Consider the following 11,922-nt stretch of genomic DNA (forward strand, 5'->3'; position numbering starts at 1 on the left):
TAAGTGTTTATATTGTAATGATTTTTAGACTATTGTTTTTATTAATTTTCATAAGTGTTAATTCTTATGCAGTTGTTAAGCAAGATTTATCCGATAACCAATACATTCAAAAAAAACCCAATGAAATAACATCAAATGAGCTATTATCGCCATTACCTGATGATAAATTATTAGGAGATCCAAAAGCACCAATTCTAATGATAGAATATGCTTCATTAACTTGTTATCACTGCTCTCTTTTTCATAGGAATGTTTTTCCTAAAATTAAAGAGAAATATATAGACACAGGTAAGATGTTATATATATTTCGTCATTTTCCTTTGGATTACAGAGGGCTAAAGGCTGCAATGCTAAGTCATTGCTACGAAAAACAAGAAGACTACTTTAATTTTAACAAAGCTGTTTTTAACTCAATAGATTCGAGGAATTACTACAATTTAAGTGATTTGACTTTACTACAAAGAATTGCTGCACTAAGCAACTTAAAGCAAGATGCATTTAACCAATGCATTAATGATAAGAAAATAATGGATAAAATCGTAAATGATAAATCACTGGCAATTAATACACTTGGTATCACAGCCACTCCAATATTTTTCATCAAGCTTAACGATAATAAATCATATATAGAGCATAATAAAGTTAAACATGAAGGGTATAAAGAGCTGAAATACTTCACTAATGTGATAGATAAATTATATGGAAAAGCTATAGTGAAGTAATACCACTGTAGCTTACCATATAAAAGACTCTATGCTGAGTCATTGTTTTTCACTACTGTTTGTTGTTTTTTACGCTCAAACTCTCTTTTTTTACTGTGCCAAGTGTAGTAATACATAGCGATTTTATTCTCTATTAATACTATTGTCCCATCATAAAACTGAACCATATCCATAACTTTTCTCTGAGCTTCATCAAAACGTTCTTTATACTTTTCACGATAAGCTGGATTATGTAGTAACATAACCCCTTCATTCTTGTTAGATTTTTTGTTTAACGTTTCAACTTCACCAGCAATAGTATAAGACATATAACCCCCTCTAATTGATTATAAAAATTATATTTTAAAAAGAGAAATGCGCATAAACAATCCCTTTAATTCTAGCATAATAATCGACTGTTTGTTATACTAGTTAACTATAGTACGATATATAATAATTTTTGTCACTTAAAATTTTATACTATGAAATAATAACTTAAAATAAATGTTTTTATTATTTTAAACTATATTATTATATTTATAAATTGTGTATGAATTAAGTCTCCCTAATTTATAATATAAAACGTAATGCGTAACAACTTTTGTATAAAATTGTCATATATAAGAAATCTATTTGCAAAAGAATATAAAAAAATAGAAGAATATTGTATTCTTGAAAAAAAGCAACATATGCAAATTGGCCCTGAAGAAGGAAAGCTATTAAGTTTATTTATAAAAATCCAAAAAATCAAAAGTATTGTTGAGATTGGCACGTTATACGGTTATTCGTCGATTTGCATGGCAAAAGCTCTACTAGAAGACGGTCATATATATACAATAGAAAATAATCCTCAACACTCAAGAATAGCAAAAAAAAATTTTAGTGCTTTTAATCTAAGTGATAAAATTACTCTAATAGAAGGCGATGCACTGGAAAAAATTAATGAATTATCAGCAAAAGCACCATTTGACATGATATTTATCGATGCTGACAAAAGTAGTTACCCTAAGTATTTAGATTGGGCAGAGTCATACATTAAACAAGGTGGGCTAATCGTTGCAGACAACACTCTACTGTTTAACACAGTATTTTTAGAATCGCCTCCAAAAGAAGTATCAGAAAAATCATGGCATGCTATGAGGGAGTTTAATAATAGATTATCAGATGAAAAAAAATATTTCTCTATATTGATTCCAACTGATGAAGGAATGACTGTAGCTTTAAAGCTAACATAAGTTAAAAATCAAGGTCAGCATAATGTTTAGGAGGGATTAAACCAGAAATCCTCCCTAATAATATCTCACGAAAACAAGGCTTTGATTTAACAATGGAGTACCATTGTTTTAAAATTTTACTTTTTTCCCATGGAAAACTACTTACATAATCCATTACGGAAATATGCGATGCTAAAGTAATATCAGCTAAAGTGAACTTATCAGTTGCAAGCCAAACGTTCTTGTTAATTAAGTGTTCGATGTATTCCATATGGCAAGGCAGGTTATGCTGAGCTGCATGAAGAAATCTAGAGTCAGGGCTGCGGTTAGTAATTACTTTTTCATTCATAATATACTTAGTAACTTCATTGTAAAATTTGTTATCGAACCAATTGATTAGAGCACGTATTTTAGACTTAATAATAGTGGATGAACCAAGTAATTTGACGTCGCTATTGTAAGTCTCTTCTATATATTCACAAATGGCATTACTATCCGCTATTACAAAGTTATTATCTATTAATACTGGTACTTGCCCGGTTGGGTTGATCTCCATAAATTCATTCCGCTTTTCCCACGGATTTTCATACACTAGATCACAGCCTAATTTTTTTTCTTTTAGAAAAGCTCTAACTTTTCGTGAAAATGGACAAAGAGGAAAATGATATAAGATCATAATGTTCCTCTTTTGTTATCCCAGTACCTATAGGTTGTTATTCCAGTGTGTGACACTGAAATCCACATCTTTTTTCTCTGGATCCAAGCATAGCTGTACGAACATTCATTTTTGAAGGTAAATTGCACAGCAAATGGTGTCATTCCAGTGCTTGACACTGGAATCCAGAAATTTTGCTTATAACTGAGCTGATGAGCTAAAGGTAGTTGTCTTACGCTAAAACAAACGTTTTTAATTAAGTTGCATAGAAGCTGGATCCCAGTGTCTGGGCACTGGGATGACACTCCACTGGTGGGAATTGCTCCCAAACTACAACGTTCGTACAGTTGTGGGATCCAAGTTGGAATGACAAGGGAAGAGTATTTTAGGTAACAGTTGTTTACTCCAAAGTAATGTTGCAAAAGGTCTAACATATAAATTATAAGACTAATATAGGATATACCTTGCTAAATAAAAAAAAAAGTATAATATTTTATAAGGTATGCAGGCAAAAACTCTGTAATTTGGTCAGACCAGAAATGAAGCAGCCATATCAGAACCTTTTTGGGTTGCATACCTATTTCATTATTTGTTTTATCCGAGGCTATGAATATAGCATTAAAACATCGTCCTAGTAGCTTCAAAGATCTAGTAGGTCAAGATATATTAGTGCGTGTATTAGAAAATGCTTTTATTTTAAACAAAATCCCACAATCTATACTGCTCTCTGGTAGTAGTGGAGTTGGTAAAACCACCACTGCAAGGATAATAGCTTTATGTTTGAATTGTTCCCTGGGGCCAATTTTTGAACCTTGCGGATCATGTGAAAATTGTCTAGCAATAAAAAATTCAAGCCATCCAGATGTAATTGAAATCGATGCGGCAAGTCACACTAGCATTGACGATATTAAAGTAATCCTGGGAGATATTTGCTATTCACCTATAAGCTCTAAATTCAAAGTCTACATTATAGATGAAGTACACATGTTATCCAGCAGTGCATTTAACGCATTACTTAAAACCCTAGAAGAGCCACCATCTAGTGTAAAGTTCATTTTAGCAACTACGGAAATAAAAAAAATACCAATAACTATTATTGCACGTTGTCAAAGATTTGATTTACACAACATTCCTGTAGCTAAAATAGTGGAACGTTTAAATGATGTTGCACAAAAAGAGAGTTATTTCATTGAAAAGGGAGCATTAGAATTAATTGCACGACACTCTGGAAATTCAATGCGTAACGCCTTGTTTCTGATGAATCAAGCAGTTCTATATAGCAAAGATGGTGCAATATCCACTAAAAATGTGACAGACATACTTGGCCTAGTGGATAAAGATATTATATTCGATCTATTAGGAGCAATATTAGATGGTGATTTACAGAAAGCTCTATCAGTGTTTGACAAGGCGATAAAAACAGCAAATCCACTTAGTATTTTTGAAGGTCTATTGCAAACAATTCAGTTAGTATGCCGTTTTTTGATTACAAAAGAAATTGATAATGCAGTTACAGAGCATGAAAAGAATAGGATAAAAGATTTAAGTATAAAGAGATCTTTAATATTTTTTTCGAGATTGTGGAGGGTTCTCCTTAAAGGTATTCAAGATGTAAAAGCTTCGACATGCAATGATGTTGCTGCTGAAATGATGCTAATTAGTCTTTGCTATCTCTCTGATCTACCTTCTCCAGAACAGGTGATCAAAAAAGTTCTTTCACAGAATGCAGAGCAAGGAAATAGACAGGGCAGACCTGTTGCACCTTCCCCCTCTGTCATACAAGTAGCTGACTACTCGGATCCAAAAAAATATGTGGAAAGTAAACAACAACCCCACTCTGTCATCCCAGTGCGTGACACTGGGATCCATGTGGAAAATAAACAACAAAATTACGATTTTGATAAGATTTTGCAACTATTAAGGCGGAGTAACCAAATTTATCTTTACAAACAACTGTGTAATAATCTACAATTAATAGATTGTAAACCTGGATATTTAAAATTAAAAGCTGTATCTAAGTTGGATAGTAATTTTTGCAATGATTTAAAAAATTACTTAAGCCAGGTGACTCAGCAAGAGTGGGTTATTGCAGTTGATACAGGTTATATAAACAGGGAAGTGAGTAATTTAAATTATGCACCTGCGGTCAAGGATATACTTGACACGTTTAAAGGTGCAAAAGTAGTTAATATAGAAAATAAGGAGTAAGTTGTGGATTTTAGTCAAATAATGAAACAAGCGCAAGAGATGCAAAAAAAGCTTGCAGAAGCTCAAGAAAAATATGTTGGAAAAGAGTTTCAAGGTATTTCTGGTGGCGGCAAAGTTTCTGTATTAGTGGAAGTCATAAAAATAGGTAGCTATAAAGCTAAAAAGGTGAACATAGACTTAGAACTTATGAGAAATGAGGAAAAAGATATAGTAGAGGATTTAGTAACAGCAGCGTTTAATGATGCCGTTAAAAAAGCAGAAGAAGATATTGCGAATGCAACTTCTGATCTTGCAGGTATGATCGGTTTACCACCTGGATTTAAACTTCCTTTTTGAATTTATTTCTATACTACTGAAGTTTCTTTTAGTGTAAGTATTTTTTTCTAATATTTTCAACGCTAGTATTTCTTTATATAATGCACCTATAGCTAGCACAGCCCTACATCATACCGCGATTCATTCCATAACTGTACGAACATTGCAATATGGCACATAGTAAACGATGTCATTCCAGTGCTTGACACTGGAATCCAGCCTTGCCGTAATCTCATCAAGAACGTTGTGCTTTAACATAAAACGGCTACTTTTATGCTTACCAACTTAATAAAATTCCTGGATTCCAGTGTCAAGCACTGGGATGACAAGAAGAGGGTACTTGAATAAGAGGCATTGCCCTCCTGGTAGACCCAAATTGCAATGTTCGTGCAGTTATGGATTCATTCGCGGTATCTCATCCGCTAACAAGTAGCGGAATGACGAGGTCTTTCGATAGTAAATCTTACCTATGTTAGCTATACCAAAAAATCAAGAGTAAAAAAGTCGTATTTATTCATTAATAAAATCTTTGTCTTCTCCTAAAAATTAGTTAAAATGTAGGATACTTTGTGTTATTAAGTTAGCACTTGACTTAACTTTAGTTGTTACTTAGACTGCTAAAGTGGAATTTTAATTTTTTTACGAGGACAATTATGCATTATAAAAAGTTTTTTTCAGCAGCCGCTTTAGCAACGTTGCTAAGTTTATCAAACTCTGCTTTTTCAGATCCTGTTGGTCCAATAAGTGATGAAGAAACTAGCTACTACGTTCGTTTGCAATACAACGGTGAAATTTTACCTCTTTTCACAAAAGTTGATGGTATTGAATATAAAAAAGGCACCGAAAATCATACTCCATTAAAAGCATCTTTTATAGCTGGTGGTGGCGCATTTGGTTACAAAATGGACGACATTAGGGTTGATGTTGAAGGGCTTTATTCACAGCTAAACAAAAATGATGTTACAGGTGCAGCATTTAACCCAGATACTGTTGCAGACAGTTTAACAGCATTTTCAGGGTTAGTTAACGTTTATTACGATATAGCAATTGAAGATATGCCTATTACTCCGTATGTTGGTGTTGGTGTTGGTGCTGGTGCAGCATATATCAGCAATCCTTCAAAGGTTGATGCAGTTAAGGATCAAAGGGGATTCGGTTTTGCTTATCAAGCAAAAGCTGGTGTTAGCTATGATGTAACTCCAGAAATCAAGCTTTATGCTGGAGCTCGTTATTTCGGTTCTTATGGTGCTAACTTTGATAAGGCAGCTAAAGACGATGCCGCAATCAAAGTTCTTTACAGCACTGTTGGTGCAGAAGCTGGAGTAGCGTTTAATTTCTAGTCTATCTCAGTCTTGTTATCCCAGTGGGTTTTTTCTTGTCATCCAAGTAGTATGACACTGGGATCTAGAAAAAAGAAATGTGGATTCCAGTGTCAAGGCACTGGAATAACACTATTTGCTATGTGTTTAAGCTATAACGTTCATCATTATATTGGTAGAATATCATCTAAAGTTACATAATGTTATCCAATTAGCTAACACTGCGGCCTACTGTCTCCAAGAAATTAGATGGAAAATTTGTACTTTTTTCAAATCAAAGCTTGAATTTTTGCTGGAAAATCAATATATTATATGCATGAAGTTTTAATTTAAGTTGTTATGTTGACCTCAATGGCAAACTTATGTGTCGATAGCAGAACCAATCTTATGCAATATATTGCTAGGGTGCAAAAATTTCCTATGCTGTCTCAAGAGGAAGAGGTACGATTAGCAAAAAATTGGAACCAATATAAGGATGTTTCTTCTGCTCATAAATTGATTACCAGCCATTTGAATTTGGTAGTGAAAATTGCAATGAAATTCAAAAATTATGGACTATTGTTGATGGACCTGGTCATGGAAGGGAATATGGGTTTAATGCATGCAGTGAAAAAGTTTAATCCTGATTTAGGGTTTCGTTTTTCAACTTATGCGGTGTGGTGGATTGAAGCTTCAATAAAAGACTTCATATTGAAATCTTGGTCGTTTGTGAAAATAGGCACAACGCAAGCACAAAGAAGATTGTTTTTTAGTTTACGTAAAATAAAAAAAAGAATTTTACAGCATACAAACAGAGAAACTTTAAATAATGAAGAAATAAAAGCAATATCTAATGAGCTTTCTGTATCCGAAGGAGATGTTGTACAAATGAATTACCGTTTGGCTTGTAAGGATCAGTCGCTAAACGATTGCATAAAAATAGGTGATGACTCTAAAAGGGAGTTGCAAGATATGATCCCATGTAACTTGGTTAGTCAAGAAGTAACCTATCAGAATCATGAAGAAAAAGAATTAAAAGAAACAATTTTAAACAATGCACTAGCGAGCCTCAACGAAAGGGCAAGAGACATTTTTATCAGTAGATATTTGTCTGAAAACATTCAAACTCTGGATGAACTTAGTAAAAAATATTGTGTTTCAAGAGAAAGAATAAGGCAGTTGGCTGAGCAGGCGATGGCTAAGGTAACCCGATATATACAATCTGAAAGTTTGAAATTTGGTTTGCATGCGTAGTTTTTTTATATTTCTAATATTTTTTTCAATAGGCGCTTTTGCATCGGTTAGTGATGTGCAATTGAAGGAAAAATATAAAGATTGGCTCGTGTATACTGCATTGGAAGATGGAGAGAAAGTATGTTATATTGTATCCTATCCTAAAAAAAAAAGCGAACATTATACAACCAACCGCAAGCCGTATATAATGGTCAGTTATGTTGATAAAAAAGCAGATGAGGTAAGCGTTACCTCTGGTTTTCAGTATGACAAGGAGCCTGTAGCTCTCAATATTGACAAAAAAATTAAATATACACTGCCTATAATACAGGGAAGTTTTGCATGGGCAGAGCATACAAAAATAGATCAAGATCTCATTCTAAAAATGAAGCAGGGATTATCAATGGTAGTTAATGGGAAAACAAAAACAGTGACCATTGATGATACTTATTCCCTACTTGGGTTTCAAAAAGCGTATCAAAAAATGCATGATTTATGCCATACAAAGTAAATTATTGTAACAGAATAGGTAATTTTCCAGTTGTAGTATAAAACAGACTGCCCTTTCGATAAATAGCACTTTACTTTATATGGGATGTGGATATCATTTAAAATATATTTTTGAGAGTTAGCAATGTCAGAGGTTGCAGGTGTAGATACAGAAATCAAAAAGCAAAATTCTGTGTGCGAGCAGATGCATTTTAGCGTGAGCCGCACAAGTCTTTTAAATACATTATCCAGAGTAAGTGGAGTGGTTGAAAGGCGTAATGCAATAGATGTTTTGGCGTGTATAAATATCAAAACACAACACAGCAGCATAAAATTAATGGCAACTGATCTTGACATTTCAATGTTTGCCTCACTTGCTGCAACCGTATTAACAGAAGGAGAAGTAAAAATTTCAGCGCATACTTTACATGACATAGTGAAGAAGTTACCCGCTGATTTGGATGTCAATTTTGAAGTAAATAACCAAGGAAAATTATTGATGTCTTGCGGAAATGCAAACTTTTCTTTACCGAATGTAGTTTCAAGCAGTTTTCCTGCTCTTGAAGAAGACAATTATAAACATGATTTTATTCTACTAAATACGGACCTGATAGACTTATTAACTAAAACAAAATTTGCTGTATCACTAGATGATACAAGGTATAATTTAAATGGAATATATCTACATACAGACGAACAGTTTCTGTACTGCGTTGCAACTGATGGCCATCGTTTATCATGTATAAAGAGGCCAAAGCCTGGGAACATCAATGGCGAATTTGGTGTGATCATTCCACGTAAAACTGTTATGGAGCTGTTAAAAATATTGGACGATTGTAATGAAATTAATGTAAAACTCTCAGACAGAAAAATCAAGTTTACATGCGGTGAATATATTCTAATATCAAAATTAATAGATGGGACTTTTCCAAATTATAAAGCAGTTATTCCAGCATCTCAAGATAAGCATATGATTATTGAAAGTAAAAAACTTTCAGATGTTATAGATCGAGTTTCCGTTGTTGTATCTGATAAAGTAAAATCCATTAAATTCTCACTACAAGAAAAGCTGCTAACTCTGCATTCAAACTCCCAAGAGTACAGTGATGCAACTGAATCCATAGAAGTGGACTACAATGAAGCCCCTATAGAAATAGGGTTCAACTCGCGTTATTTACTTGATGTTCTATCCTGCATAAAAAATAAATGTAAGTTTAGCTTAGCCGATGGTAATAGTGCTACAATTATCACTGATGAAGACGATTCAAGTGCATTATATGTAGTGATGCCAATGAGAACTTAAACTTGTCATCTCGCTGCTTGTTAGCGGAATCTGGAGATACCGTGGCGGTATGGCACTTATTTCACTAAGAACGTTACTTTTTATTAAATTAGTAATCTATCTTTACCAAATATAAGCCAAAAGGTGGTGCAGTAACTCCAGCGGCATTTCTTTTACATTGGTTTAATATATTTAGCATTTCTTGCGGATTGGTTCTATTTTTTCCAAATTCAACTAAAGTACCCACAATAATTCTCACTTGGTTATGTAAAAAGGAAATAGCAGATATTTTGATGTGTATATGATTCCCGTTTTGTATTATATCGATATCATCAATTGTTCTTATCGGATTTGCGGCGTGACAATCTTTTGAACGGAAACTTGAAAGGTCACGTTTTCCAAGTAGATGTTTAGCAGCTTCACGCATAATATTTACATCAAGTGGGCTAAACACTTGCCATACATAACCCCTCTCCAGAGCGGCAGGAGCATAGCGATTAACTATTCTGTATTCGTAATATCTTTTTTTTGCTGAAAATCCTGCGTGAAACGCATCATCTACAACTTCTGCATTAAGCACGACTATGGGAATTGATTTTAAATGATAATTTATTGCGTTTCTTATTCTATAAAGCTCAAATTCCTTTTCCATATCAAAATGAGCAACTTGTCCTAAAGCATGAACCCCTGCATCAGTCCTGCCACCACAGTACAAAGTAACTTTCTCACCACTAAAATTAAATATAGCATTTTCTATCTTCTCCTGGATTGAGTTAGCAGAGTGTTGCTGTTTTTGCCAACCAGAGAAATTACTACCATTATATTCTACCGTTATTTTGTATCGCACTGCATTACATCAAGCTCTATCTAAAATAGTCATTTTCTATCTTAACATAATTTATGGTCAAGCCTACAACTGTACGAACATTGTGATATAAGAGACCAAGAATCCGAGTAGCTGACACTGGTTCCTTTATGACGGCAGTGCCCAGACTACTTGGATCCAGAAAAAAAGAATGGCGTCATGAAAGTAGCTGACACTGGTTCCTTTATGATGGCAGTGCCCCTATGGTGTCATTCCAGTGCTTGACACTGGACTCTTGTTTCAATGTTAAACAAAATACCATAGAATTCAAAAAGACAATTCCTAGAAAATTTCTACATCCAAAAAAGGCATAAGTTATGTTAATGCTGTTTGAATGAGCTGATATAAAGATAAGCCAAATTTTTACAAAGAAAACATTTCAAGCAGCAAGACACCTTTGATTGAAAGAGAGCACCAAATTTATGGGGTGAGTAACTGCGCTATTTCAACTACTACAACTAAATCAATAAATCTTAATAGGGGCAAAACATTAGACTTCTTTCAAAATTGTTAGAGGGAGTGTAAGATGAAGTATTTGAAAGCATGAAATATAAGGAAATAGAAAAGTTAGAAGGAGAAAAGTTTCGACGTTTAACAGGGGTAAAAAAAGCAACATTTGAGCGAATGGTAGAAATTCTAGAAGTGGAGGATAAAAGAAAAAAAGCTAGAAGTGGAAGAAAAAGTAAACTTTGCATAGAAGACAGGCTACTTATGGCACTGGAATATATAAGAGAATATCGTACATATTTTCATATTGGGCAAAGCTATGGCATGAGTGAAAGTAACAGTTTTAAAATAATAAGATGGGTAGAAGACATATTAATAAAACATCCAGATTTTGCATTACCAGGAAAAAAAGAGCTATTAAAGAGTGATGTAGAATATGAAGTTTTAGTAATAGACGGAACTGAAACGCCAGTAGAGAGACCAAAAAAAAGCAAAAGCCCTTCTACTCTGGAAAGAAAAAAAGGCATACTATAAAAACACAAATAGTAACAGAGAAGAAGAGTAGAAAAGTCATATGCACATCTTTCTCGAATGGTAGAAAACACGGATGTTTAGAGAATCAAAGGTAGCAGTATTGCCGCAAACTAAAATCTTAGCTGATGCCGGCTACAGGGGAATGCAGAAGATACACAAAAATGTTGTATTACCGCACAGGAAAACGAAAAAGAATCCGTTAAGCAAAGAACAAAAAAAAGAGAACAGGGCACTTATGAGCCAAAGGGCAATTGTTGAAAACGTAATTGAAAAGGTTTAAAATCATCTCGGACAGGTATAGAAACCGACGAAAACGTTTTGGTTTAAGGTTTAATTTGATTGCTGCAATTCACAATTTTGAGCTCCCTACATGAATTTTGAAAGAAGTCTAATTTTTCTGGAGAGGCTGTATTACAAGAATTTTGGGCGAACTTAGTTATGTGTAATATATTATCGCTTCATATGTGTGATGCACAAGGGCCCAGATCAAATTACTGAGTATCGTTTAAATTTTTCGGTTTTATTTGGTGTAATGAGGCAAAAACTCTATCAGGTACTTATTGTGCCAAAAAACTTTCAAGCCCTTTTTAAGTATACGCGCTAAAGTTAAAATCCGACCAGGACAGCCGCAATAAGGTAGATAAGCCCAAACGCCATCATGTCTTTAGGAGAGTTTGCTAA

Annotated in this window: 13 protein-coding genes, 1 other RNA gene and 2 pseudogenes; 12 read left to right on the forward strand and 4 right to left on the reverse strand. The window is 33.9% G+C overall.

The features are described from left to right. Positions 1-17: 17 nt before the first annotated feature. Positions 18-722, forward strand: coding sequence for a DsbA family protein (locus OPR57_RS01015; protein WP_265036810.1), 705 nt, complete (start codon positions 18-20; stop codon positions 720-722). A gap of 29 nt (positions 723-751) precedes the next feature. Here the strand turns inward: OPR57_RS01015 and OPR57_RS01020 are convergent, their stop codons facing one another. Further along, positions 752-1,030, reverse strand: coding sequence for a DUF2671 domain-containing protein (locus OPR57_RS01020; protein ID WP_006279425.1), 279 nt, complete (start codon positions 1,028-1,030; stop codon positions 752-754). Between the two features lie 258 nt (positions 1,031-1,288). Here OPR57_RS01020 and OPR57_RS01025 point away from each other — a divergent pair, with 258 nt between their 5' ends. Next, the gene (locus tag OPR57_RS01025) at positions 1,289-1,936 is read left to right on the forward strand and encodes an O-methyltransferase (protein ID WP_265036812.1); all 648 of its coding nucleotides are present in this window, start codon (positions 1,289-1,291) and stop codon (positions 1,934-1,936) included. A 1-nt stretch (position 1,937) separates the two neighbouring features. On the opposite strand, the gene OPR57_RS01030 is transcribed toward OPR57_RS01025, so the two are convergent. Further along, positions 1,938-2,591, reverse strand: coding sequence for a glutathione S-transferase family protein (locus tag OPR57_RS01030; protein ID WP_265036814.1), 654 nt, complete (start codon positions 2,589-2,591; stop codon positions 1,938-1,940). Next, positions 2,588-3,004 carry a hypothetical protein gene (locus tag OPR57_RS01035; RefSeq protein WP_265036816.1) on the reverse strand — a complete coding sequence of 139 codons (417 nt, stop codon included), beginning with the start codon at positions 3,002-3,004 and terminating at the stop codon, positions 2,588-2,590. Before OPR57_RS01035 ends, OPR57_RS01030 begins: the two co-directional genes overlap by 4 nt. Positions 3,005-3,061: 57 nt before the next feature. On the opposite strand from OPR57_RS01035, the gene ffs reads away from it, so the two are divergent. From ffs to dnaN, 8 genes are all read left to right on the forward strand, one after another. Then, an RNA gene (ffs, locus tag OPR57_RS01040) (signal recognition particle sRNA small type) lies at positions 3,062-3,161 on the forward strand. Positions 3,162-3,176: 15 nt separating this feature from the next. Beyond that, entirely contained in the window at positions 3,177-4,778 is a 1,602-nt protein-coding gene (dnaX, locus tag OPR57_RS01045; protein WP_265036817.1) for a DNA polymerase III subunit gamma/tau, read from the forward strand. Positions 4,779-4,799: 21 nt separating this feature from the next. Further along, positions 4,800-5,114, forward strand: coding sequence for a YbaB/EbfC family nucleoid-associated protein (locus OPR57_RS01050; protein ID WP_320157507.1), 315 nt, complete (start codon positions 4,800-4,802; stop codon positions 5,112-5,114). Positions 5,115-5,746: 632 nt separating this feature from the next. Next, the gene (locus OPR57_RS01055; RefSeq protein ID WP_265036819.1) at positions 5,747-6,433 is read left to right on the forward strand and encodes a P44/Msp2 family outer membrane protein; all 687 of its coding nucleotides are present in this window, start codon (positions 5,747-5,749) and stop codon (positions 6,431-6,433) included. A 12-nt stretch (positions 6,434-6,445) separates the two neighbouring features. Further along, positions 6,446-6,613 carry a hypothetical protein gene (locus OPR57_RS01060; RefSeq protein WP_265036820.1) on the forward strand — a complete coding sequence of 56 codons (168 nt, stop codon included), beginning with the start codon at positions 6,446-6,448 and terminating at the stop codon, positions 6,611-6,613. 138 nt (positions 6,614-6,751) lie between these two features. Continuing rightward, complete coding sequence (locus tag OPR57_RS01065; RefSeq protein WP_265036821.1) at positions 6,752-7,645, forward strand: RNA polymerase factor sigma-32; 894 nt, start codon at positions 6,752-6,754, stop codon at positions 7,643-7,645. Further along, the gene (locus tag OPR57_RS01070; RefSeq protein ID WP_320157500.1) at positions 7,638-8,135 is read left to right on the forward strand and encodes an invasion associated locus B family protein; all 498 of its coding nucleotides are present in this window, start codon (positions 7,638-7,640) and stop codon (positions 8,133-8,135) included. The genes OPR57_RS01065 and OPR57_RS01070 overlap by 8 nt, the downstream gene beginning before the upstream one ends. Positions 8,136-8,258: 123 nt before the next feature. Next, positions 8,259-9,416 (forward strand): DNA polymerase III subunit beta, encoded by a 1,158-nt coding sequence (gene dnaN, locus OPR57_RS01075; protein WP_265036823.1) that lies wholly within the window; start codon positions 8,259-8,261, stop codon positions 9,414-9,416. An 88-nt stretch (positions 9,417-9,504) separates the two neighbouring features. Here dnaN and truA read toward each other — a convergent pair whose 3' ends face one another. Beyond that, positions 9,505-10,242 (reverse strand): tRNA pseudouridine(38-40) synthase TruA, encoded by a 738-nt coding sequence (gene truA, locus OPR57_RS01080; protein WP_265036824.1) that lies wholly within the window; start codon positions 10,240-10,242, stop codon positions 9,505-9,507. A 561-nt stretch (positions 10,243-10,803) separates the two neighbouring features. Here truA and OPR57_RS01085 point away from each other — a divergent pair. After that, positions 10,804-11,615: pseudogene (locus OPR57_RS01085) on the forward strand (IS5 family transposase). 16 nt (positions 11,616-11,631) lie between these two features. Continuing rightward, positions 11,632-11,922, forward strand: a pseudogene (locus OPR57_RS01090) (IS4-like element ISWosp8 family transposase); the annotation flags it as partial.

This window comes from Wolbachia endosymbiont (group A) of Anomoia purmunda (assembly GCF_947251545.1).
Lineage (GTDB): Bacteria > Pseudomonadota > Alphaproteobacteria > Rickettsiales > Anaplasmataceae > Wolbachia.

What these genes read in the sequence shown, in the direction of transcription:
- OPR57_RS01015 (WP_265036810.1), top strand. Translation starts at nt 18, where the DNA reads ATGATTTTTAGACTATTGTTTTTATTAATTTTCATAAGTGTTAATTCT.
- OPR57_RS01020 (WP_006279425.1), bottom strand. Translation starts at nt 1,030, where the DNA reads ATGTCTTATACTATTGCTGGTGAAGTTGAAACGTTAAACAAAAAATCT.
- OPR57_RS01025 (WP_265036812.1), top strand. Translation starts at nt 1,289, where the DNA reads ATGCGTAACAACTTTTGTATAAAATTGTCATATATAAGAAATCTATTT.
- OPR57_RS01030 (WP_265036814.1), bottom strand. Translation starts at nt 2,591, where the DNA reads ATGATCTTATATCATTTTCCTCTTTGTCCATTTTCACGAAAAGTTAGA.
- OPR57_RS01035 (WP_265036816.1), bottom strand. Translation starts at nt 3,004, where the DNA reads ATGTTAGACCTTTTGCAACATTACTTTGGAGTAAACAACTGTTACCTA.
- dnaX (WP_265036817.1), top strand. Translation starts at nt 3,177, where the DNA reads ATGAATATAGCATTAAAACATCGTCCTAGTAGCTTCAAAGATCTAGTA.
- OPR57_RS01050 (WP_320157507.1), top strand. Translation starts at nt 4,800, where the DNA reads ATGAAACAAGCGCAAGAGATGCAAAAAAAGCTTGCAGAAGCTCAAGAA.
- OPR57_RS01055 (WP_265036819.1), top strand. Translation starts at nt 5,747, where the DNA reads ATGCATTATAAAAAGTTTTTTTCAGCAGCCGCTTTAGCAACGTTGCTA.
- OPR57_RS01065 (WP_265036821.1), top strand. Translation starts at nt 6,752, where the DNA reads ATGTTGACCTCAATGGCAAACTTATGTGTCGATAGCAGAACCAATCTT.
- OPR57_RS01070 (WP_320157500.1), top strand. Translation starts at nt 7,638, where the DNA reads ATGCGTAGTTTTTTTATATTTCTAATATTTTTTTCAATAGGCGCTTTT.
- dnaN (WP_265036823.1), top strand. Translation starts at nt 8,259, where the DNA reads ATGTCAGAGGTTGCAGGTGTAGATACAGAAATCAAAAAGCAAAATTCT.